Source organism: Desulfoluna sp. CYM3A, assembly GCF_056829965.1.
The window spans coordinates 4,495,099-4,516,066 of sequence record NZ_CP186556.1 but is presented as its reverse complement, the minus strand read 5'-3'; the positions used below and the strand labels follow the sequence as shown (position 1 = coordinate 4,516,066).

At 59.3% G+C, this 20,968-nt stretch carries 18 protein-coding genes and 1 pseudogene; 6 read left to right on the top strand and 13 right to left on the bottom strand.

What is annotated here, in order from left to right:
• Positions 1–147: 147 nt before the first annotated feature.
• From ACOYW1_RS22865 to ACOYW1_RS22820, 10 genes and pseudogenes are all read right to left on the bottom strand, one after another.
• Positions 148–1,431 carry an FAD-dependent oxidoreductase gene (locus ACOYW1_RS22865; protein WP_482419884.1) on the bottom strand — a complete coding sequence of 428 codons (1,284 nt, stop codon included), beginning with the start codon at positions 1,429–1,431 and terminating at the stop codon, positions 148–150.
• A gap of 39 nt (positions 1,432–1,470) precedes the next feature.
• Positions 1,471–2,784 (bottom strand): FAD-dependent oxidoreductase, encoded by a 1,314-nt coding sequence (locus ACOYW1_RS22860; RefSeq protein ID WP_482419883.1) that lies wholly within the window; start codon positions 2,782–2,784, stop codon positions 1,471–1,473.
• A gap of 465 nt (positions 2,785–3,249) precedes the next feature.
• A complete protein-coding gene (locus ACOYW1_RS22855; protein ID WP_482419882.1) occupies positions 3,250–4,068 on the bottom strand; it encodes an MFS transporter in 819 nt (272 codons plus the stop codon).
• 46 nt (positions 4,069–4,114) lie between these two features.
• Positions 4,115–4,390 (bottom strand): annotated as a pseudogene (locus ACOYW1_RS22850) (MFS transporter); the annotation flags it as partial.
• A 76-nt stretch (positions 4,391–4,466) separates the two neighbouring features.
• Entirely contained in the window at positions 4,467–5,546 is a 1,080-nt protein-coding gene (locus ACOYW1_RS22845; RefSeq protein ID WP_482419881.1) for an aminotransferase class III-fold pyridoxal phosphate-dependent enzyme, read from the bottom strand.
• A 514-nt stretch (positions 5,547–6,060) separates the two neighbouring features.
• Positions 6,061–7,203 carry a (Fe-S)-binding protein gene (locus ACOYW1_RS22840; protein ID WP_482419880.1) on the bottom strand — a complete coding sequence of 381 codons (1,143 nt, stop codon included), beginning with the start codon at positions 7,201–7,203 and terminating at the stop codon, positions 6,061–6,063.
• Between the two features lie 172 nt (positions 7,204–7,375).
• Positions 7,376–7,801 (bottom strand): hypothetical protein, encoded by a 426-nt coding sequence (locus ACOYW1_RS22835; RefSeq protein WP_482417934.1) that lies wholly within the window; start codon positions 7,799–7,801, stop codon positions 7,376–7,378.
• A 122-nt stretch (positions 7,802–7,923) separates the two neighbouring features.
• On the bottom strand, positions 7,924–8,760 hold the full coding sequence (locus tag ACOYW1_RS22830) for a DUF3786 domain-containing protein (protein WP_482419879.1): 837 nt from the start codon (positions 8,758–8,760) through the stop codon (positions 7,924–7,926).
• 12 nt (positions 8,761–8,772) lie between these two features.
• Positions 8,773–8,970 carry a ferredoxin gene (locus ACOYW1_RS22825; RefSeq protein ID WP_180142996.1) on the bottom strand — a complete coding sequence of 66 codons (198 nt, stop codon included), beginning with the start codon at positions 8,968–8,970 and terminating at the stop codon, positions 8,773–8,775.
• A gap of 156 nt (positions 8,971–9,126) precedes the next feature.
• A complete protein-coding gene (locus tag ACOYW1_RS22820; RefSeq protein ID WP_180142998.1) occupies positions 9,127–9,672 on the bottom strand; it encodes an NADH peroxidase in 546 nt (181 codons plus the stop codon).
• A 630-nt stretch (positions 9,673–10,302) separates the two neighbouring features.
• Here ACOYW1_RS22820 and ACOYW1_RS22815 point away from each other — a divergent pair.
• Positions 10,303–11,214 carry a hypothetical protein gene (locus ACOYW1_RS22815; protein ID WP_482419878.1) on the top strand — a complete coding sequence of 304 codons (912 nt, stop codon included), beginning with the start codon at positions 10,303–10,305 and terminating at the stop codon, positions 11,212–11,214.
• A gap of 308 nt (positions 11,215–11,522) precedes the next feature.
• On the opposite strand, the gene msrB is transcribed toward ACOYW1_RS22815, so the two are convergent.
• The 3 genes from msrB to lpdA form a co-directional block, all read right to left on the bottom strand.
• Complete coding sequence (gene msrB, locus ACOYW1_RS22810) at positions 11,523–12,452, bottom strand: peptide-methionine (R)-S-oxide reductase MsrB (protein ID WP_482419877.1); 930 nt, start codon at positions 12,450–12,452, stop codon at positions 11,523–11,525.
• Positions 12,453–12,650: 198 nt separating this feature from the next.
• On the bottom strand, positions 12,651–13,493 hold the full coding sequence (locus ACOYW1_RS22805) for a DUF547 domain-containing protein (protein ID WP_482419876.1): 843 nt from the start codon (positions 13,491–13,493) through the stop codon (positions 12,651–12,653).
• Positions 13,490–15,628: a dihydrolipoyl dehydrogenase gene (gene lpdA / locus ACOYW1_RS22800; protein WP_482419875.1), complete on the bottom strand. Its 2,139-nt coding sequence runs from the start codon at positions 15,626–15,628 to the stop codon at positions 13,490–13,492. The genes ACOYW1_RS22805 and lpdA overlap by 4 nt, the downstream gene beginning before the upstream one ends.
• Positions 15,629–16,007: 379 nt before the next feature.
• On the opposite strand from lpdA, the gene ACOYW1_RS22795 reads away from it, so the two are divergent.
• From ACOYW1_RS22795 to ACOYW1_RS22775, 5 genes are all read left to right on the top strand, one after another.
• Positions 16,008–16,322, top strand: a complete 315-nt coding sequence (locus tag ACOYW1_RS22795) for a hypothetical protein (protein ID WP_482419874.1) — start codon at positions 16,008–16,010, stop codon at positions 16,320–16,322.
• 189 nt (positions 16,323–16,511) lie between these two features.
• Positions 16,512–17,867, top strand: coding sequence for a YcaO-like family protein (locus ACOYW1_RS22790; RefSeq protein ID WP_482419873.1), 1,356 nt, complete (start codon positions 16,512–16,514; stop codon positions 17,865–17,867).
• Entirely contained in the window at positions 17,840–18,235 is a 396-nt protein-coding gene (locus ACOYW1_RS22785; RefSeq protein WP_482419872.1) for a hypothetical protein, read from the top strand. Before ACOYW1_RS22790 ends, ACOYW1_RS22785 begins: the two co-directional genes overlap by 28 nt.
• An 828-nt stretch (positions 18,236–19,063) precedes the next feature.
• A complete protein-coding gene (locus tag ACOYW1_RS22780; protein WP_180147170.1) occupies positions 19,064–19,423 on the top strand; it encodes a DVU0772 family protein in 360 nt (119 codons plus the stop codon).
• Between the two features lie 197 nt (positions 19,424–19,620).
• Positions 19,621–20,949, top strand: a complete 1,329-nt coding sequence (locus tag ACOYW1_RS22775; protein WP_482419871.1) for an NAD(P)/FAD-dependent oxidoreductase — start codon at positions 19,621–19,623, stop codon at positions 20,947–20,949.
• Positions 20,950–20,968: the final 19 nt, after the last annotated feature.

Sequence of the window (20,968 nt, the reverse complement as noted above, 5' to 3'; positions counted from 1 at the left end):
GAAGGCATGGAAAGCCCGGCCGATGGAATCGGCCGTCACAACGCGTGATGCCGGATGAGGGCGCAGCGTAATCTCGTGTGTTATGTATGAATATATCTTAATTTCAATGTACTATCAACGCAATGTTGGCTGCGAAGGCCCGGCTTTTCAACCGAGTCTTCCGGCAAACTGCCTGGCCAGGGCGATGAGGGTGAGGACCGGGGGTGTGCCCCCTGAGACAGGCATGATGCTGTTGTCGCAGATGTAGAGGTTCTCGACGGCTGTCTGCAGGTCGGGACCCACCACCCGGCCCATGGCTGCGGTGCCCCCCGGGTGGCCGCCGATGCCCTTGGCCACCGCGATGGTGTCGGCCCGGACCCCTGCTTGCACCATGACCGCCTTTGCCGCCTCAATGCCTTTGGCCATGAGGGCCTCATCCTTGGGGGTGAAGGCCTTGTGAAAGGAGCCGTCGGCCCGGATTTCGCCGGAGGGCTCGTCGCAAAGCTTGACGAACATGCCTGTCAGTTTTTTCATTCGGACGCCCCGGGGCCAGGAGGAGATATTTTTTGCGGCCAGCTGGGCCACAAAAGCGTTGACCGCCCCCACGTTGCCGAAGACAAACTCCCCTTTGCGGGATTCGTCGGCAAAGGTGTAGGTGATCTCCCGAAAGGTGCCCGGACCCTCCCTCATTTCGCCGAGGAGCACGGCCATGGGGTCGGTGAAAAAGTGGGTGCCGGCACCCTTGATGCCGGACCGGTGGAGGATTTCAGGGGTCCCCATGCCCCCTGCCGCAAGGACGACCCGGCGGCTGAAGACCGCAAGGGGGCCTCGGTCGGTTTCGGCCGCAACCCCGTTGGCTGTGCCGTTGACATGGAGGATCTCCCGGACGTCGCAGCCCGTCACAAGGCGGGCCCCGGCATCCACCGCATCGTTGACGTAAGATCGGGCGGTCCACTTGGCGCCCCGCTTGCACCCGAAAAGGCACCTGTCGCAATGGGGATCGCAGAGGTCGGAGTCGATGAACCGTGCCTGGGGTTTCATGGCATGGCCGAGCTCCCCAGCGGCTTCCACGAGCCTCCGGGTGCCCGGGTAGTGCTGGTAAAAATGGTCGGGAACGGGGCGGATGCTCAGCTCTTCTTTTATGTCGGCCACCTCGGTGGCCAGGTCGATGCCGAAGTCGCTTTTTAAAAACGACGGCGGATCGTAGGCATTGCCGGAGTAGATCATGGTGGAGCCCCCCGGGGTGATGCCCCGCCGTACCAGGATCCCCTGCCTGGACCTGCGGATGTCGTACATGGCCGCATAGGCCAGGGGGTTGCCCACGGACCAGTCCCGGGCCTTTCCCTTCTCCAGAAGCACAACGCTTTTTCCCTTTTTCGCAAGCTCCCGCGCCACCGTCGCTCCCCCCGGCCCGGTTCCGATCACCACCGTCTCGGTTTCCATGATGTGCATGCTTGGCTCCTGTTGTTTCTTGCATCAGGTATGGCGCTTTTACGCATTTTTTCCGTTTACCAGGTGATCCACCAGGCGTTTGCCGAAGGCGATGAGGGTAATGACCGTGGGGCGATCCAGGGCTTCGGGGAAGATACTGGCGTCGCAGATATAGAGGTTGTCGATGGCGGTCTGGAGGTTGGTGTCCACCACGCTGCCGATGCCGCAGGTGCCGCTGGGGTGGGCTCCCCGCACCGGGCTTGCCACGAGGGTCGAAGGGTGGCATCCCGAGGCCGTGAGGATCTCTGAGGCGATCTCTTTGCCCATGGCAAGCTTGTCGAAGTCGGCTTTGGTGAGCTCTTTGGAGACCTGGCCGGAGGCGTCCACCCAGCCTCCGGGGGTGTCCTTGATTTTGATGAGGATGCCCACCATGTGATGGTAGTGGCGGCCTTTGGGCAGGTGCCTGAGGCCGGTTTTTCCCAGGCTGATGAGGGTCATGAGTTTCGGGTCGATGAGGGTGCCCATGCGGACGCCGTGGCTGTCGCAGAACTCCCAGGTGTCCACGCTCACCAGGGGGTCGGTGTGGGATCCTTCAAAGGGTGAGATACCGTAGAGGAGTACGGTGGGATCGATGACGCACTGCCTGCCCGCACTTTGGATGCCCGCCTTGAGGAGAAGTCCCGGTGTGGGGATGCCCCCTGCGGCGAGGATGATTTTGTCTGCGTAGAATTCCTCGGTATCTCGGCCCGCAAGGTGTACCCGCACGCCCGTGGCTTTTCCGCCCTTCACCAGAACCTCGGTGCACTCGGCCCGGGTTCGTAAGTGGGCGCCGTGGGTCACCGCATCTTTGATGTACTCCCGGGCCGTCCATTTGGCGCCGCAGGCACAACCCAGGGAGGTGCCCGCCCCGCACCGGCACCCGGATTCCACCTTATCCCGGTCATACAGCTTGGGGGTGGGGGTCCAGTGGTACCCCAGGTGGTTGGCTGTTTCCATGATGCGGCGGGAGGCGTTTCCCAGAAGGGCTTCGGGAAGGGGGGCTGCCTTGAGTTCCGTCCAGGTCTGATCGGCATAGGGGCCAAGGTCGATGTGGTAGCGCTCTTTGAGCCAGGGGGGCGGCATGGCTGCCGAGGCCGAGTAGACCGTGGTGGCCCCGCCCGTGGAGGAGGCCATGAGCATGGCAACGCCCTCTTTGCTTTTGAAGAAACCGGCTTTTTCCACAATGCTCAAGGCCCCTGCGTAGGTGCCCAGGTTCCGGTGCTCCTTTCCCTTTTCAAGGATCGCCACTTTTTTCCCGGCCATGGCAAGGCCCCGGGCCACGGTGGCTCCGCCGGGGCCGGACCCCACCACGACGGCATCGTAGGTGTGCTGCATGGATATTCCTCCTGAGAGCATAACGGGTAACAGGGGGTGCATTGCCGGTGAGGTGGCTTCGGCATATCACCAGAAAAATATCAGGGTATGACGTGGGACTCCCCGTGGGGCGGCGCCTTGCCGCAGGTGGGTGGCTCTGGGGAGACCATGGTGCGTGACAAAGACGCATCAGGCTGGGTGATGATAAGTGATGTCGACGATGTGAAGGGGCCCACCGAATCAGAGATGGCCCTTGCGGATGCCCGGTGGGTGGGACTCAGAAAGGTAGTGAAGTGGTTGTTGCTGATATCTTTACTTATACTACGTGAGTTGCGGGACGTGTTCAACAGGTTTTTTGCAACGGTTCGGGTAACGGTCCCGTTGCCTCCGGCGGGTCGTATGCGCAAGGGCAATATGCTTTCGAGGTGGCTCACCTCGCCGCCGGAGGCACTCTTTTTGTCGGTCGCTTTAACCGTAAGCCACTGTTTACTTGAGGGGCAATGGCACGGTCTCCGCATCCTCGCCGTGGTGGGTCTCCCGACTGGCCAGGGTGCCCAGGACTCCTGCTGCGGCGGCCAGGGAGAGGGAGCAGGCAACGGTGACGCCGGTCCAGCCCCAGTGGGCCCAAACCGGTCCCAGGACCATGGAGGAGAGGCTGCCGCCGCCGATGCACACGAGGATGTACAGGGAGGAGGCGCTGCCGAGGGCGGAGTCCGGGACGCTTGCGCCTATGAGGAGAAAGATCAGGGGCTGGCAGCAGTAGGCACCTGCAAAGAGCAGAAGCAGGCCCAGGGTGATGAGGGGCACGGACTGGGACCAGCCCATGAGCTGCAGGGCCACCAGGCAGATGCCAAGACCCGGCAGACTGATCCGGTACGGCCCTGCTTTCTGGGAGAGGCTGCCAGCAAAGGGGGCGATGAGGGCGGTGACCCCGGCCAGGCTGATCCAGCCCACCTCCCCTGCGGTGAAGAGAAAGGGCGGGGCCGTGAGACGGTAGGTGAGGAAGGTGACCATGCCGAGGAACCCGAAGAAGAGGAAGAATCCGGTGGCCAGAAGGGCCAGGGGCCGGGGACGGCACACGAGGCGAACGGCGTTGAGGTAGAGATCCCAAAGGGGATACCCCGGGAGTTTTTCCTTTTGGGCGGGCTCTAACAGCCGGGTATAGCCTGCCGCGGAAAGGATCAGGAGGAAAAGGGCGACGATGCGAAAGGCCACGCGCCAGCCCAGGTGGGCGGTGAGGAGTCCCACGGCCACGCGTCCGAAGACCGGGCACTCCCCAGGGGCGCAGGAGCACTGCCCCCACATAGAGGCCCCGCTTGTCCGGAGGGGCCAGCCGGGTCATGTGGGGGATCATGGAGGCCGGCACCAGGGCCGCGCTGAAGCCGATGAGCCCCATGGCTATGACAAAGGTGGCAAAGCCCGGGGCCGTTGAGGCAAAGAGGATGGCAGCCAAAAGGGCCCCAAGGCCGGTGAGAGCCATTCTGGGCAGGTCAAAGCGGTCTGCCAGGGGGCCGATGACGAAGAAGGCCGCCGCATAGCACAGGGATGCCCCGCTGAAGGCAAACCGGGCCTTTGAGATGTCCATGTGAAAGGCCTGGGAAATCTCCAGGAAGATGGATTGGGTCATGAACACCGTGGCAACGGCGGTCATGACCATGAGGCAGGCGATACCGGCCTTTGTGCGTAAAGGTGTTCGGGGTGTGTCAGGCATGATCCGTCTCTTCTGCGGCGAGCAGGGCGTTAAAGGTTGTGAGAAATCCCCGGAGGTCCTTCTTTTCGATGGTAAGGCTTGGGTCGATGCGCAGGGTGTTGGTGCCGGGCCTGCGGCCCACGACATAGCCCTCATCCAGGAGGCGGCGGTGGATTCTGTCGGTTACAGGGGCGCCGGGGAGATCCTCGATATCCATGGCGACCATGAGACCCCTGGCCCGGAAGGCCTGGAGACGGCGTTTTTTCCGCATGGCCAGTAACTCCTGGGTAAGGAGTGTCGAAAGCTCGGAACTTCGTCGAATGAGGTTGTCGTCATGGATGATGCGGATCACCTCACGTGCGATGGCGGCCCCCAGGGGGTCGTTCTGGTGGGATTGGGCGTAGGGGACGGGGGTGGCGTTCAGCCGTTTCGTGACGGTGCCTGAAAAGGCGGCGACGCTGACCGGGTAGCCGTTTCCGATGCCCTTGCCCATGGCCACGATATCCGGCGTCACATCGTAGTGCTGGTAGCCGAACCAGCGGCCTGTGCGGCCGATGCCGGTGGTGACTTCGTTGACGATGAGCAGCCCACCGTTCTGGCGGACGGTTCGGGCAATACCGTTGATGAGCTTTTCCGGGGGAAAGCGGACAAACCCCGAGGAGCTGCCGGGTTCGAAGAGAAAGGCTCCGATGCGGCCAAAGGGGATTTTTTTCCAGGTCGGGCACGTGCTGCCGCAGGGACCGGCATGGGGGCAGGTGTCGCACCCGGACCAGTCAACGTGGGTCCAATGGTCCGTGCTCCGGGTACTGGCCGAGCCATAGGCGCCGAAGTAAGAGTCGGCCATGGTGAGAAAGAGGGGGCGCTCCGAAAGTTGCCTTGCCGCCCTGACCCCGTACTCCACGGCTTCGCTGCCCGAGCAGAGGAAGGTGCAGGCCCCGCCTTCAAATCCGTGGAGGGCAAGAATCTCTTCGGCGGCTGCTTCCACCACCCGGGTTGAATAGCTGAAGCCCGTGTGGGCAAGGCGAGCGGCCTGTTCGGCCATGACCCCGAGGTATTCGCGGGTGGGCGTGTCCCACCGAGGTGCACCACACACCGGACTCCAGGTCTGTGTACCGTTTGCCGTTCTCGTCGAAGAGGCTGCAGTTTGTTGCGCTGGCGATGGTGCCCAGCTGCTTTTCATGGCCGGGGAACCAGATGACAGGGCCCATGGTTTTCTCCTCCATCGTTGGCCCGGATATTTCATGGGAAAACAACCAGCTAAAATAAAGATGCTATAATTTCAAAAGGCTACAATGAAAATATCAGCTATTTTTAAAACTCAAAATGTAAATTAGCGTTTGCTGTTTGTTTTTCTCACCCATCTTCTGCGTTCTCAGAGCTTTGAGGTAAACCACTACATCTGCAGCTTTGATGCCTTGAATATGGGTGCACTCGACTCGTGAAATATCCGGGTTAGGTGTGAGCCTGTCACCATACTGCGGGACGCTTCGGGAGAAAAGACACAATTTCCGGGATTTGGTGTGGGCACAGTTTTGACGTGCAGGGCCAGTCATGGGCACAGCAGGGCGGAGACGAGCCCCCGTAAGGGGCCCGTCATCGTTTTTTCTCTATTGGACCATGGCCGATTGGACCAGGGTTGCGATATGCACGGCTTTTTTGCCGGCCTCTGTTTTGCGGGAGGTGTAGTTCATGTTGAAGATGCAGAAGGGGCAGGTGGAGACCAGGGTGTCTGCCTCGGCCGTGTTCAGGACCTTGCCTGCGATCTTCATGGAGAGGGGAGCGTCAAGGGAGCGCACTCCGGCACCGGAGCCGCAGCAGAGTGCCTGATCCCGGTTTTCGGGAAGCTCCGTGAGGGTAGCGCCGCAGGCGGCCAGGAGCTCGCGGGGGATGTCGTAGAGACCGTATTTTCGACCCATTTTGCAGGCGTCGTGGACGGTGACGTTTTGGGTCTTCGGGGCCAGGGTGAGGCGGCCAGCGTCCAGGAGCTCTTTGATCACTTCGGCGATGTGCAGGACCTTGATGTCAAAATCCTCCAAAAGCCTCGGGTAGTAGCTGGAGAAGGCGCGGTGGCAGCCCGCACAGGGCACGATGATGCGTTTGATCCCGGATTTCCTGAAGGTCTCGGCCATCTCCGTGAAGATAATTTTTGCCTCGTCCCATTTCCCTGCGTTGTACGGGTAGATGCCGCAGCAGTATTCATCCCGCAGGAGTTTTACGTTTTCTCCTGCGGCCAGGAGGATCGTCAGGGAGGCGGCGGCTGTTGCCTTGTCCATGTAAGAGGAGAGGCAGCCCACGTACAGGAGAGTGTCCCCTTCGGCGTCTTCGAATTGGACTTTATCCTTGAGGTGCTCGGGAACCCAGTCCAGGCGTTCTTCTGCGGGTTTGCCCACGGCGTTGCGGTTTTTAAGGAGGCCCGCGATCATTTTTTCGTGTTTGGCCAATGGGCCGAATCCTTTTTTGACCATCATCACCTTTCCGTCGGCAATGGTCTGGGAGATGGGAATCTCCTGGGGGCACACCGTGTCGCACCGTCCGCATTCGGTGCAGTAATAAAGGGCCTTCACCTCGTCGGGCAGGGGCGCATAGCCTTTGAGGCTCCGGTTTATGACGGTGAGGCGCTCCATGGGGTTCATGGCAGGGCCGTCCGCGGTGTCGGAGGTGCAGCATACCTCCAGGCAGGCCTCGCACTGGATGCACTGGTTGGTGGAGTCAAGAAGGGCGGGGACATCGATGAGATCGAAGACGGACATGGCACAAACCTCCGGGTAAAATCAGTGATGGAGAAAGACGCGACGGCAAAGGTCATCATCAGGAATCTGTCTTAGATTTCTATGCCCGGAACGGCGAGAAATGCAAACAAAAATTGATGGGGGGCCCGGGCGCGGCGAAATGAGGAGAGTTTGTCGGTTGGAGGTATTTTGCTTAAGGAAGGGGGCAGCCGATGTTCAGGAGATGGTTCATGGCCCCGGGGTCTTTCCCGAGCCATGTGAGGGCAGAGGCCCAGTCCCTGAACACGCCCACCTTGAAGGGGACGAACCCGTTGGTCAGCTGCTCGAACATGCGGCTGGTGCCGAAGGTGCGGTCCGCAGGGGCGACAATGGCGTTTTTGGTGGATTCTGCGGCTTGGGGGCGCGGGAGATTTTCGGAGTATCGTGCCATCTGGACGATCTCCTGCCGGGTAAAGTCTGTTGTCAGGTCCGTGATGTCGGTGAGGGTGTCGAACCCATGGGAGTAGTTTGGATCCCCTCGCATGATGTCCAGTTGTTCGATGGTCTCCTCAGGGGTGGTCTCGCCCCGGTTCCAGATAAGAATCAGGGCGAGTTCGGGGCGAATGGTGTAGTCGAGCATGGTGTTCTCCATTGCTTCATGAAAAGAGTACGGGTGGCTTGAAGAATCCTCAAATTCCACCGTATTGCGTTTACTCTAAATGAAGTCAATGCACAACTTTTTTTAATGAAAGAAAAATGGGGCTATAGTTCTTTTGGCTTTGATTCCACCAGCCTCCCGGCAAGTTCTTCTCCCAGAAAAACGATGGATTCGATGTCCAGATGGTCGGTGACGGTTTCGTCGAACATGAGTTTTGCCTTGGCTTCAAAGCCCTCGTCCATGTCGGCATCCCAGAAGAGGAGAATGACCGGGACCTTGGGAAAGGCAAAGAAGCGAAAGGCGATGTCTGCTGAACCGGCATGTTCGGTCTCCACGATGCCCCCTAAGTCCAGGGCCCTCTCCCTCAGCAGGAGGAGGTTGTCGGAAAACGCTCTGGAAATGGGGACTTCCACGCTGTCCACCATGTTCTTGATTTTGGAGGTGGTGTTGGGGAGTTCAATGAATCCTTTCCATTTTCCCGTGGGGGATGTCGTGCCGCCCTGGGCGAGGTGGTTGAGGATGAAGACCTGCTCCCAGCGGGTGAGGGGAAGGTCTGTTCGGGTGGCGATGGTCAACTCACGGATACGGAGGGTGTCGGAAAAATAGGGGAGATGAAACACCGGTCCCCCTTCCTCCATGGTCAGCTTGCCGCCGAGCCGGGCAGGAAAGGTGGCGGGGTCCATGTTTGAGGCGCGCTCCCTTGCCCAGGCCAGGGCGTCTTCGGCCATGTCTCTTCGGACCCACTTGCCTATGGCGTATTGTTCCTTGAGCTCAACGGTGCAGCGCTCCACGGTTTCGGCGGAGAGGTAGGGGCATTCGGAAAGGGAGAGACCATCTGCAACCACCTGGCCCGCAAAGGCGATGCAGGTGGGGTGGCCGCACTCCCCGCAGTTTGTTTTGGGCAGGATATCACGGTACAGATCAACAACGGAAAGAGCCATGGGGTGCCTCCGTCAGGGTTGTTCTTCCCACGTGATGCAGTCCGCAGGGCAGTTCTTGATGACGTCATCAACCTCTGCCTGGGGGTAGGTGTCCAGGTCCGTCACCTGCACGTAATCGTTGGTGTTGATAACAAAGACCTCGGGGCAGAGGTCGGTGCATAATTCGCAGAGGACGCAGTCGGAAAGCTCGACAGTCGGGACACGCTTCATGGATAAACCTCCATAGGGTTAAAACGGTATTGCGTAAAACTTTCGGGACTATATCACGTAATTCGAAATAGTTCAAAAGATGGTTGGGCCTGCGGCCGGGGAAGCCGCAGGCCCTTTTTCTGTTCCGGGTCTGGGAGAGGAAAGGAACAGGGATCGTTAATCGAAGTAGCGCTTCAGCAGGCCTGCAAAGGCCTGGCCGTGGCGTGCTTCGTCTTTGCACATCTCATGGACGGTGTCGTGGATGGCGTCGAGGTTGAGCTGCTTGGCGCGGGTGGCCAGGTCTTTTTTGCCCTGACAGGCGCCGTGCTCTGCCTCTACGCGCATGGTGAGGTTGGTCTTGGTGTCGCCGGTGACCACTTCGCCCAGTAGCTCGGCAAACTTGGCAGCGTGCTCAGCTTCTTCAAAGGCGATGCGCTTGTAGGCTTCGGCCACTTCGGGGTAGCCTTCACGGTCGGCCTGGCGGCTCATGGCCAGGTACATGCCGATTTCGGTGCATTCGCCGGTGAAGTTGGCGCGGAGGCCTTCAACGATTTCAGGGTCTACGCCTTCGGCCACACCGATGACGTGCTCGTCGGCCCAGGCCAGGGGACCTTCGGCCTGTGCCTTGAACTTGGCGGCGGGGGCTGCGCACTGGGGGCATTTTTCGGGAGCGTTTTCACCTTCGTGGACATAACCGCAGACAGTGCATACATACTTGGACATGGTTCATTTCTCCTTCAAGAATTCGAGATCCAATGGTCAAAAGTTGATTTCAGATCGTTTTGGTTTTGTTTGCATCATTCATGCGAGCTTGGCAGCGTCGCGTTGTGTCTGGGTAGTATGCGAGTGCTGTGCCAAAGTGAAATAAAAAATGCGGTGGAGGTGAATTTTTCTGGGCGTATGAAGCATAACTTATTGAATATGAAGAGATGCTGCGATTTGGGCTCGAGGGCTCAGCCAATGGGGGCCGCACATCCGTATCGCCGCCCTGCCCCCTCGCCGTGGCACTCCGACACGGTGATACGGCAGGTGTGGCGGGCGAAATATAAAAATAGTTTGAAAATACAGGGGAAAATGTGTGTCTCAGGTTGAAAATGAGACAGGGGTGGCCCAGGGGAGGGGGGGACAGGGAGAAAAGGCGAAAGGTTAAAGGGCTAAAAGGGGGAAGGGGAAAGATTGAAAGGTTGAAAGGTAAAAGGGCTAAGGGGCTAAAGGGGAAAGGCTAAAGGGATAGAGGTGGGGGGCGTGTTTTTCTTCTTTTTATCAAGGGGCTGGCGCGGGATGTGCAACTGTGCAAGGATTGTGGTTTGATGTTTACGACTCGGTAACAATGATTCTGCGGAGAAAAAAGCCATGTCCCTTATTCGACCTGTCCTGAGCCTGTATGATACCCTGGAAACCTGCTGGGAGGGGCCTTCGGGTCATCGCCTGGCCGGAAGCCTTCTGGTGGGAACCTTTCTGGTCTGCCTCATGAGCGTGGAGCTGGGACGCGTCCTGGAGCTCCCCGAAGCCCTGGCCCACCTGGTTCCGAAAAATCATCTGGCTTCCATCGGCATCGCCCTGACCCTGCTTCTCATCATCGAGGTCATGGGCCTTGTCTTCAGCATGGTCCACTCGGTGAGCACCTCGGTGGGGCGTCAGCTGGAGATTCTCTCCCTGATCTTGTTGCGAAACGTCTTCAAGGAGATCTCCCATCACAACCCCCTCTCCTGGGAATCCCTGCGGGGCGGATTGCCCGGCATTGCCGCCGCGGTCACCGGAGCCCTGGTGGTGTTCGCTCTTCTCTCCCTCTATTACAGGATCAAGACAAGCTCGACCCTTTCCGAGCATGAGGAGGACCGGCAGAGCTTCATCGCTGCCAAGAAGTGCATTGCACTGGCCCTGCTGGCGGCGTTTCACCTCATCGCCCTGCGCAGCCTTATGGGCTATTTTTCGGGCGTTCCCACCCCGCCTGCCTTTGAGACCGTCTATACCCTGCTTGTCCTGAGCAACATCCTCATTGTGCTGCTCTCCCTGCGCCACGGGCACAATTACCGGGTGGCCTTTCGCAATTCCGGTTTTGCCGTGGTGACGGTCCTGATCCTCATTGCCCTGGTGGCCCCTCCCCTCTGGAGCGCAGCCATCGGCACCTTTGCGGCCCTGTTCGCCCTGGCCACCTTCTGGGTGTTCGGCAGGTTCCACGAAACCTCTCTCCCAGGCGAGATAACCCCTTCGGAACACGGCCACGAGCCGATCCTCAAAGCCATGCCCCAGGCCAGGGGGTAAGTCGATTTGCGCCATACCGCAAATGGTGACGCATCACTATGGAGCGCCGCACTCCGGTGCGGCTTTTTTTATCCCGGAATTTCGTTGAAGCCGGGAGCATAGCGATATCGGTCGCTGAGCGACGACCCGCAGGGTGCACTCTGTCCACCATGGTTGGCCGGTACATGGAGAACGATGGTTTCTGATTTGCTTTCGGGGGCTGCTACGCTTCGGTTTGGTGCGTGGAACGCACCCCACGGGCTGACGGCATGCAGCCTATTTTATGGGGAGAGCCTCCGGCAGGGTTGCCGGAGGCAAAGGTTTGGGAGTTATTCAAAGAGGGGCAGGTAATGCTCGTAGCCCTCTTTTTTCAGGTCCTTTTTAGGGACGAACCGCAGGGCCGCGGAGTTGATGCAGTAGCGAAGGCCCGTGGGGGCCGGTCCGTCGGTGAAGACATGGCCCAGGTGGGAGTCGCTGTGACCACTGCGGACCTCCACCCGTTTCATGAAAAAGGAGGTGTCCTCCACTTCGTCGATGTCGGCGGCTTTCAAGGGGCGGGTGAAGCTGGGCCACCCGGTGCCGGAGACGAATTTGTCGGTGGAGCTGAACAGGGGGGCGCCGCTGATGATGTCCACATAGATGCCCTCCTGCTTGTTGTCCCAGTATGCGTTGTCAAAGGGACGCTCCGTGCCGTTTTTGCGGGTCACCTTGTACTGCAGGGGAGTGAGCCTCTCTTTGAGCTCTTCCTCTGTCCAGGTGGTCTGCTTGATGCCTTTTCCGTCTTCGGTCCAGTGTTTTTCAAGGAACGCATCCCTTCCGGAGCGGCTTCGGTAGAACTTATACCGGATGGGGTTCTCCTTGTAGTAGTCCTGGTGGTACTCCTCGGCCGGATAGAAGGTGGTGGCGCGGGTGATCTCCGTGACAATGGGTTTCCCGAAGATTCTTCTCTTGCTCAGGGCCTCTTTTGAAGCCAGGGCCGCTTGTTTCTGGGCATCGTCGTGGTAGAAGATGCCGGTGCGGTACTGGCTGCCCCTGTCTACAAACTGGCCGCCGCCGTCGGTGGGGTCCACCTGTCTCCAGAAGACCTCAAGGAGCTCTTCGTAGGATATTTTACCCGGGGCGTAGGTGATTTCTACGGCCTCGGCGTGGCCGGTGCTCCCTGCGGAGACCTCTTTGTAAGTGGGGGCCTCCTTGTGGCCTCCGATGTATCCGGAGACCACGGAGAGCACGCCGTCCAGGGACTCAAAGGGGTGCTCCATGCACCAGAAGCAGCCGCCGGCGAAGGTGGCCTTTTGGGTTTCTGTTGCCTACTACGTGCGAGGTCCGTGACAGAAATTCCATGAGATTGCCAGGGTGGCGGCAAAGGTTTTTACTATCGATTTATCGAGGTTCATGGGTCACCTCAGTGTGTTTCATCATCTTGCTTATCTCTGTAATGTTATGGTGATGTTGCGTTTTCAGGCATCCGGTACGTTCAGGGACCAGTCGTATGCCATGAAGGATACCTTTAAGTCCCCTTGTGCCTGGGCCATGGCCGCTTTGAGGGGGCCTTCGGCATATCGGCCGATGTAAGCGGCAATGTCGTCTCCGAAGTCATCTTTGTACCATTTGAATATTCGGCTGACGACGAGCCGGTTTCCCTCAACCCGGGTGTTGGCGCTGTTGTTGATAAAATCGATGGTGGCCGCGTCAAGCTGGGCGTCCAGGGTATCGCCCAGGTAGGCCTCCGGCAGCAGCGGGGGGCAACTCCTGGAAGCGCAGTTGACGGCAAAGTGGATCCGGGGGTCCTGGTACTTTTCCCTCAAGATGGCGTGTTCGATCTCATTCAAGGTGAGGGTCTTGCCTCCGATCTTGACGAATTCTTTTTTCCAGGGAGAAGAGAAGACCGAGCCCAGATCCTTGATGGATTCGATCTCCGGGTATTTGGTGAGGATGAGCTTCAGGGTCCAGGCATTGTACATATTGATCCAGAAGGCCATGGCCTCGTCCCGGGAGAGGCCCTCCGCGCTGTAGGAGGCTGCCGGGGCCAGGTAGGCGTCCAATTTGTCTTCCTCGTCTGCCAGGCCGTCGTAGTCGATGCCGCCGCCGCGGACGTGGGCTGCCAGGAGGTTGTCAAAGGGGGCGTGGTCGTACGTCTCGGCCCGGGCGCTTGTCACCAGGACAAAGACCAGGGCCGTCAGGAGGACCGCCCAGAGGGCAAGGGCCGGTGAAGGGCCGGGCCTTGCCTGGGCCAGGGACTTGGGCGTGTGGTGCCGGATCGGGTGAACGGGTCGTCTGGTGTGTGTGTGATGGCTCATCATGCGCGCCTCCATGCGTGGATTTTCTGTAAGGTGTTGAGGACCTTCTCCGGTTTATGGGCGTTCTTCCAGGTGCCGGCCGTGCCTTTGACCATCTCAGAGAGGGTTGGGTAGATGTGGATGGTGCCCAGGATCTTGTTGAGCCCGAGCTTGTGGCGCATGGCCAGCACAAATTCGGCAATGATGTCTCCTGCGTGGTGGCCCACGATGGTGGCCCCCAGGATGCGGTCGTTTCCTCTGGCGGTGATCACCTTGACAAAGCCATGGTCCTCGGAGTCCGCAATGGCCCGGTCCACTTCGCCGATTTCGTATACTGTCACCTCGTGGGGGATGTTCTTCTCCTGTGCCTCGGTCTCGGACAGGCCCACCCGGGCCACCTCCGGGTCGGTGTAGGTGCACCAGGGGATCACGCTGTAGTCGGCCTTGAATCGCTTGATAAACCCGAAGAGGGCGTTTACCGAGGCGTACCAGGCCTGGTGGGAGGCCGTGTGGGTGAATTGATAGGGCCCTGCCACGTCCCCGGCGCAGAAGATGTTGGGCACGGAGGTGGCCAGGAAGGGATCGGTCTCCACGGTCCCCCTGGGATCAAGGGTAATGCCCAGCTTTTCCATGCCAAACCCTTCGGTGTTGGGTTTCCGCCCCACGGCCACGATGATTTCGTCAAAGGGAACGGTTACGGCCTGCCCTCCGGCGTCACAGACCAGGGTCTTCTCGCCATCCTCCACCCGGATTTCCGTGGCCGCGTGGCCGGTGAGGACCTGGATCCCTTCGCGCCGGAATTTACGGGCAATCATCTCTGCCACCTCGGGGTCTTCACGGCCCATGAGCTTTGGCGCCATCTCCACCTGGGTGACGTCGGAGCCAAAGCGGGCAAAGCACTGGGCCAGCTCGCAGCCGATGGGGCCGCCCCCAAGGACCACAAGACGCTTGGGAAGTTCGGTGAGGCCCCAGACCGTGTCGCTGGTCAGGGGGGTGATGAGGTCCATGCCCTTGATGGGGGGCACAAAGGGCCTGGCACCCGTGGCGATGATGATGCTCTTGGTGGTGAGCACCCGGCCGTTCACCTGCACCTCAAAGGGAGAGATGATCTCGGCAGCGCCCTGGACGCACTCCACCCCGAGTTTGGTGTAGCGCTCGATGGAGTCGTGGGGTTCCACCTTGGAGATAATGGTGTGGACCCGCTCCATGACCTCGGCAAAATCAAAATCAACGTTGGCTTCCTTGAATCCGAACTCCTTGGCTCGCCTTGTGTAGGCAAGCATCTTGGATGATCGGATCAGGGCCTTGCTGGGCACACAGCCGGTATTGAGGCAGTCCCCGCCCATTTTGTGCCGTTCCACAAGGGCCACCTTCGCCTTGACCGCCGCCGCGATGTAGGCCGAAACCAGGCCCGCCGACCCAGCGCCGATGACCACGAGGTTGTAGTCAAAGCGCTTGGGTTTGTCGTAGGCCTTGAAGACCCGCCTGGCCTTGACGGCATCGATGATTTTCCGTGCCGCCAGGGGAAAGATGCCCAACAGGGCAAAGGAGAAGAGCAGCCCCGGCGAGAGGATCCCGGACAACGAGTCGATGCGGGCGAGCTGGGTTCCGGCGTTAACGTAGACCATGGTGCCCGCCAGCATGCCGAGCTGGCTAACCCAGTAAAAGGTGAGGGTGCGGATGGGGGTCAGGCCCATGACGAGGTTGATGACAAAGAAGGGAAAGATGGGCACCAGGCGCAGGGTAAACAGGTAGAAGGCCCCGTCTTTTTTCATCCCTTCGTTGATGGCTCCCAGGCGGTCGCCGAATTTGGTCTGCACCAGGTCCCTCAAGAGAAACCGGGAGACGAGAAAGGCCAGGGTGGCACCGATGGTGCTGGCAAAAGAGACAGCCACAAGGCCGGTGAGAAAGCCGAACAGGGCCCCGCCCGCCAGGGTCATCACGGCCGCGCCCGGAAGGGAGAGGGCGGCCACCGCCACGTAGATGAGAAAGTAGACGGTGAGGGTGAAGAGGGCGTGTTCCTTGTAAAAGGCCCCGAACTCAGCCTGCTTTGCCTTCAGGGACGACAGGGTAAGCAGCTCTCCGACATCGAAGGCGAAAAAGAGCACGACCAGGATGGCGATGATAAGAACAACGATGAGTTTCATGTGGCGGTTCATGCGGCAGGCTCCTTTGGTTGATGCGTTGTGGTGTTGTCCCCTGAAGAGGGGCTGCGGCCAAAGCGCGTTCGTTAAAAATGGTGAAAGCAAAGGCAGTGCCAGAAGACGTAATTCGGCGGTATTTTTCTTGAATGGCCCCTGAAGGCTTGACTATAATCATGAAATGGAGCGTTTTTTTGCTCTGGTGGGACGCTTTTGTTTCGTGACAGGGGTCGGGTGCCCGTGATCGGCAGGCGGGTGGGCCGTATTGAGACGGCTCCGTGGGACGCCGGGCCTGCGGTGAGGGCCGTGATACGGAGCTCTTTTCAGGTGGTAAACCCCAGTGGGCCGCGTCGTTCATTAAATTACCATACCTGCAAAAAAAATGGGAGACCGGGACATGCCGCTCTATCGCCACCTGTCGGACACCTTTGCCCGGCACGCCGTCATCTACTGGACGGGTTTGTCCCACCTCAACGCCCTTCTGGTGGTGGCCAACCTCTCTCTTTTTTTTGCAACGGGCCTTGTCATCGACGAGGGCTACTATTACACCTTCTATTCCCTGTTCTGCCTCATCGTGGTGGCCGCCGGGATCCTCTTTCCCCTGGGCCTGGTGACCCGCCTCTGGTATTACCTGATCTTTCTTTTTTTCGAATGCCTGGCCGTCTGGTTCATCGTGGTGAGCGTCTGGTATTGGGTGAGGGTGAGCAGGTAAGACAGGTGATAGGGCATAGGTGAGAGGGGATGGGGAGTGGAGATTATTCGGCAGGGGTGGGGAATAGTGGGTAGGGGATAAGGGCTAAAAGGCTAAGGGGGAAAGGCTGAAGGGGAAGGGCTGAAGGGGAATGTGGCGCAATGTGGTGGTTCCGGAGGGAGCCGGTTATTTATGGGACGAGACAGAGATATGAAACACGAGACAATGACATTGCCCCTGGGCAAGGACGCCGGCTTTGAGGTGTCCATTGATATGATGCGGGCAAAGCTCCTGGACCTGGGGATTGCCGTTGAGGAGCGTGCCTGGCTTCACCCTGTGGACGGAGCGTGGTCCGTGAACCTGCGCCTTTCGGATTGCCCGAACCTGTATACCAACGGAAAAGGGAGCTCCGAAGGGGCGGCCCTTGCCAGCGCGTACGGAGAGCTTTTTGAGCGCCTGAGCACCGGGTACCTGCTCTCGGATCTTTACCTGCCTGAGCCGCCTGCGAACGGCGGTTTTTTTCATGGCCCCGGGGAGGTGTGGCTCTCTGCGGACATGGAGACCCTGAAGCAAGATGCGCTTTCCCCTGAGCTCTGGGATTTTTACGACCCGGAGGAAGAGCTGGGCGCACGCCATTTCATGGATTTCAACACCGGTGGTGCTCGCGGGGTGTGCTGTCTTCCCTTTGAAAAGGAGAGCGGTGCTCCGGTGCTCTTTCCCGTGGCGGTGCTGGAAAACCTGTATGTCTCCAACGGAATGTCCGCGGGCAACACCCTTCTCGAAGCCAAGGTCCAGGCCCTTTCTGAGGTGGTGGAACGCTATGTGAAAGCCCGCATTATTGCAGAGGGCCTTGCCTTGCCGGATATCCCCCGGGAGGTGCTGGGCAGGTATCCGGTGGTGCAGGCCGCCCTGGCAGAACTGGAAGCCCGGGGCCTTGTGATTTATGCCCGGGATGCCTCCCTGGGGGGGCGCTGGCCCGTGATCTGTATTGCCGCGGTGAACCCCGAGGACGGCGGCGTGTTTGCAGCCTTCGGTGCCCATCCCCTGTTCGGTGTGGCCCTGGAGCGTACCTTCACCGAGATGCTCCAGGGACGCAGCGAGATCAAGGGCTTTGCCGCTCCGAGCTTTGATGCGGAGCTGGTGGCATCTCCCACCAATATAGAGGAGCATTTTGTGGACTCTGCGGGCGTGCTCCACTGGGATTTTTTCAAACAGACCCCGGATTTTTCCTTTGCCCCCTGGGGCCTGGAGGACTCCACTGGCGGCGGCAGGGGCCGTGAGTACGACCTTCTGGTGTCGCGGATCCATGACGAGGGTTTTGAGATCTACAATTGGGTGACCACCCATCTGGGCATGCCCTGTTGCCGTATGGTGGTGCCGGGGATGTCCGAGATTTATCCCGTGGAGGACCTGCTCTGGGAAAACCGCAGCAGGCAGGCCGAGGTGCGCCATGGCCTGATCCGGCTTCAATCCCTGGTGCAGGACGAGGCGGAACGCCTCGCCGACCTTCTGGAAGAGGGCGGGGGCCCGAAGCCCTGGTGTGCGAACTCGTGGGCGTGGAGGTGACGCCGGGTAGCGCCTGGGCAGATGCCCGGGTGGCGGAGATGATCGCCCTGTGCAGCCTCCGGGCCGGTGACCGGGAAGGGGCCGCCCGCTGGAGTGCCATGTCGTCCCAGATGGAGATCCCCCAGGGCCGCCGCCTTTTTTTCCGGTGCATGGAAGCCCGCCTGGAGGCCGGGATAAGGGAGACGGATTTACCGGAGCTTGGACGCATTTTCGGCGCCGAAGCAGACCGCCTCACCGCCCTTGCCTGCGACGGCAGCGCCCCGTTCCCTTTCTTCGACGAGCCCCTGGACTCCTTTCTGGACAAAGGCCCCCACGGCCACATCACCCGCTGCGTGAGGGCCCTGAGGCAAATCGTTTCTCACCCCTGACGGGCTACGATCCGAAGGCTCCAGACCACTGGAAGCCCCCGCAGCCTGTAGGGTGCGTCCCACGCACCGAAACCGAGAGGCAACGGTCCTTCAAAACGTGCCGGAAACCGCTTCCTTCCGGGGATCCGTCCATGGTGCACAGAGTGCACCCTACGGGCCGTCGCCTAACGACCGGGATCGTTTTTACCCGAATTGATTTGAATACCCGGGGTGGGAAGAAAGCCAAATCAGAATGGCAGTGATGTCTCACCCTTCGGCGCGTACCGAACACACCAGAACCACTGGAAGCCCCGCAGCCTGTCGGGTGCGTTCCACGCACCGGAACCGAGGGGCAACGGCCATTCAAAACGTTCCGGAAAAGCGAACTCAAGTCCACAAAAAAGCTGTAAAAGTCTTGTAAGATGGCGATTCCCGTGTTTTCATTCCCTATTCCCTATTCCCTATTCCCTATTCCCTATTCCCTATTCCCTATTCCCTATTCCCTATTCCCTATTCCCTATTCCCTATTCCCTATTCCCTATTCCCTATTCCCTATTCCCTATTCCCTACCTGATACACAGGTGTATCGACGATGTGTTAATGGCAACCTAACACACGTCTTGTTTTGGAATGTCCTGTGAAAACGGCCTTGTATCTCTTTTATGCGATTTTGGCACGGCTCTTGTAATGTATCTTGTCAACGGGCAAGGATGGCGGGTGCCACGCCTTGCAATGGACAGCCTGGACGGTAATGAAGAGCTTCATGGGGCCATCGGCTCCGGAGGGCAAGGCACAGGAACTTCGGGCCGGATGGGCATGGGATGAACGCCACGACACAGGAGGCGCCGAATGAAACGATTGGAAGAGCTTAAAAATGACCTCTCCCTGCTCAACAGCGTGGACTGGAACATCAACCCCGCCGCAGCGGTGGGGCGTCATCTCGAGTGGGGCGCCGGCTGGTATTGCGACGAGCAGCGGGGCCGTGGAAGCGAGGATGAGTCCACCTATTTTGCCATCAACACCTGGGGCGAGTATCCGGTGATCACCCTGGTACACCGCAAAGGGTTCGATATGGAGGAGCTTGCCGTGTTCCGCATGCCCCCCAAGCTGGAGAAAGCATTTATGAAGTCCATCAACAACCATCGCGGCATTTATGAACTGGACCCGAACATCAAAAGCTGGCTGAAAGATCAGCTCAATGTTCACTGAAAAAGGCCAGGTGAAAGGGGCTCCCCGGCATGATCGGGGGCTGAACCTGTATAAGAAAAAGTGAATCTGATAAGGTGGGGCATCACGGCTTGCAAAAAGCCCGGTTTGCCCCACTTTTTTTCTTTTTGGCGTCTGTCTCCTGAAGCACGCACACAGCGATCAACAGTTATGTATCTCAAAAACGGGAATCTGCGATTATGACGAAAAAGGTGATTATTGTCGGCGGAGGCTTTGCCGGTCTCAAGGCCGCCAAGCTCCTGGGCAACAAAGAGGGAATTCAGGTTACGCTCATCGACAAGGCCAACCACCATCTGTTTCAACCCCTGTTGTACCAGGTGGCAACGGCTGGGCTCAGTCAGTCCGATATTGCCATGCCCATTCGGAGCATTCTATCGGAGTTCAAAAACATCAAGGTACTCCAGGGAGAGGTCGCCGGGGTGGATTTTGACGGGCGCACCGTGATGACCGATTTCGGGCGATTGTCCTACGATCACCTGATCCTGGCCTGCGGGGTCCGCCACTGCTACTTCGGCAAGGAATCCTGGGAACCCCACGCACCGGGCTTAAAAACTCTGGAGCAGGCCCTGGAGATCCGGCGGCGCATCCTGAGTGCCTTTGAGGTGGCTGAGCGGGCCGAAGACGAAGCCGTGCGGCGTCGCGCCCTGACCTTTGTGGTGGTGGGCGGAGGCCCCACCGGCGTGGAGCTTGCCGGAGCCATCGGGGAGATGACCCGTTACACCCTGGGGCGTGATTTTCGCAACATCGACCCCAAACTCACCCGTATTATCCTGGTGGAGGCCGGAGACCGCATCCTCGCCTCCTTTCCCAAAAAACAGAGCAGTCGCGCCACCCGTGACCTCGAAAACTTAGGGGTCCAGGTTTGGACCCAGAGTCCCGTAAGCGAGATCCGGGAGACCTCCATTGAGGTGGGGTCGGAAAAAATCGAGACCATGACCGTGCTCTGGGCTGCCGGGATCACTGCAACGGACCTCAACCGGGGCCTCGGGGTGGAGACCGGCGTGCAGGGGCGCATTGTGGTGGATGCCTGCCTCAATATTCCCGGCCGTAAGGACGTGTTTGTGGCCGGGGACCAGGCCGCCTTTACCGATTCTTCGGGCAAGGTCCTTCCCTGCCTTTCGCCCGTGGCCATTCAGCAGGGGCAGTGCATTGCCGAAAACATCCTTCGGGACCAGGCCGGTGAGGCCATGGAGCCCTTCGACTACGTGGACAAAGGCCAGATGGCCACCATCGGCCGCAGCCGGGCCATCGTGGATTTCGGGTTTTTCCGGCTCCAGGGGTTTATGGCCTGGGTGACCTGGCTCCTGGTGCATATTTATTTTATTTCCGGGTTCAACAACCGCCTCTCCATTTTTCTGAAGTGGTGTCTCTCGTACCTTACCAACAAAAAAGGGGCACGGATTATCTCTGGTGCAACCTGGCGATTTTTTGATACATTACCGGAAAGCATGCCGGGTGAAGCATCCGTTGACCCCTCAACCTCGATATCTCTTAAAAAAGCGGAGTAATCCTTTCCCACCATTGAGC

Coding starts and splice junctions, on each gene's coding strand:
- lpdA (WP_482419875.1), bottom strand. CDS start 15,628: ATGAACCGCCACATGAAACTCATCGTTGTTCTTATCATCGCCATCCTG.
- ACOYW1_RS22780 (WP_180147170.1), top strand. CDS start 19,064: ATGAAACGATTGGAAGAGCTTAAAAATGACCTCTCCCTGCTCAACAGC.
- ACOYW1_RS22835 (WP_482417934.1), bottom strand. CDS start 7,801: ATGCTCGACTACACCATTCGCCCCGAACTCGCCCTGATTCTTATCTGG.
- msrB (WP_482419877.1), bottom strand. CDS start 12,452: ATGGAGCACCCCTTTGAGTCCCTGGACGGCGTGCTCTCCGTGGTCTCC.
- ACOYW1_RS22855 (WP_482419882.1), bottom strand. CDS start 4,068: ATGTGGGGGCAGTGCTCCTGCGCCCCTGGGGAGTGCCCGGTCTTCGGA.
- ACOYW1_RS22795 (WP_482419874.1), top strand. CDS start 16,008: ATGCCGCTCTATCGCCACCTGTCGGACACCTTTGCCCGGCACGCCGTC.
- ACOYW1_RS22820 (WP_180142998.1), bottom strand. CDS start 9,672: ATGTCCAAGTATGTATGCACTGTCTGCGGTTATGTCCACGAAGGTGAA.
- ACOYW1_RS22840 (WP_482419880.1), bottom strand. CDS start 7,203: ATGTCCGTCTTCGATCTCATCGATGTCCCCGCCCTTCTTGACTCCACC.
- ACOYW1_RS22790 (WP_482419873.1), top strand. CDS start 16,512: ATGAAACACGAGACAATGACATTGCCCCTGGGCAAGGACGCCGGCTTT.
- ACOYW1_RS22830 (WP_482419879.1), bottom strand. CDS start 8,760: ATGGCTCTTTCCGTTGTTGATCTGTACCGTGATATCCTGCCCAAAACA.
- ACOYW1_RS22865 (WP_482419884.1), bottom strand. CDS start 1,431: ATGCACATCATGGAAACCGAGACGGTGGTGATCGGAACCGGGCCGGGG.
- ACOYW1_RS22860 (WP_482419883.1), bottom strand. CDS start 2,784: ATGCAGCACACCTACGATGCCGTCGTGGTGGGGTCCGGCCCCGGCGGA.
- ACOYW1_RS22815 (WP_482419878.1), top strand. CDS start 10,303: ATGTCCCTTATTCGACCTGTCCTGAGCCTGTATGATACCCTGGAAACC.
- ACOYW1_RS22825 (WP_180142996.1), bottom strand. CDS start 8,970: ATGAAGCGTGTCCCGACTGTCGAGCTTTCCGACTGCGTCCTCTGCGAA.
- ACOYW1_RS22805 (WP_482419876.1), bottom strand. CDS start 13,493: ATGATGAGCCATCACACACACACCAGACGACCCGTTCACCCGATCCGG.
- ACOYW1_RS22775 (WP_482419871.1), top strand. CDS start 19,621: ATGACGAAAAAGGTGATTATTGTCGGCGGAGGCTTTGCCGGTCTCAAG.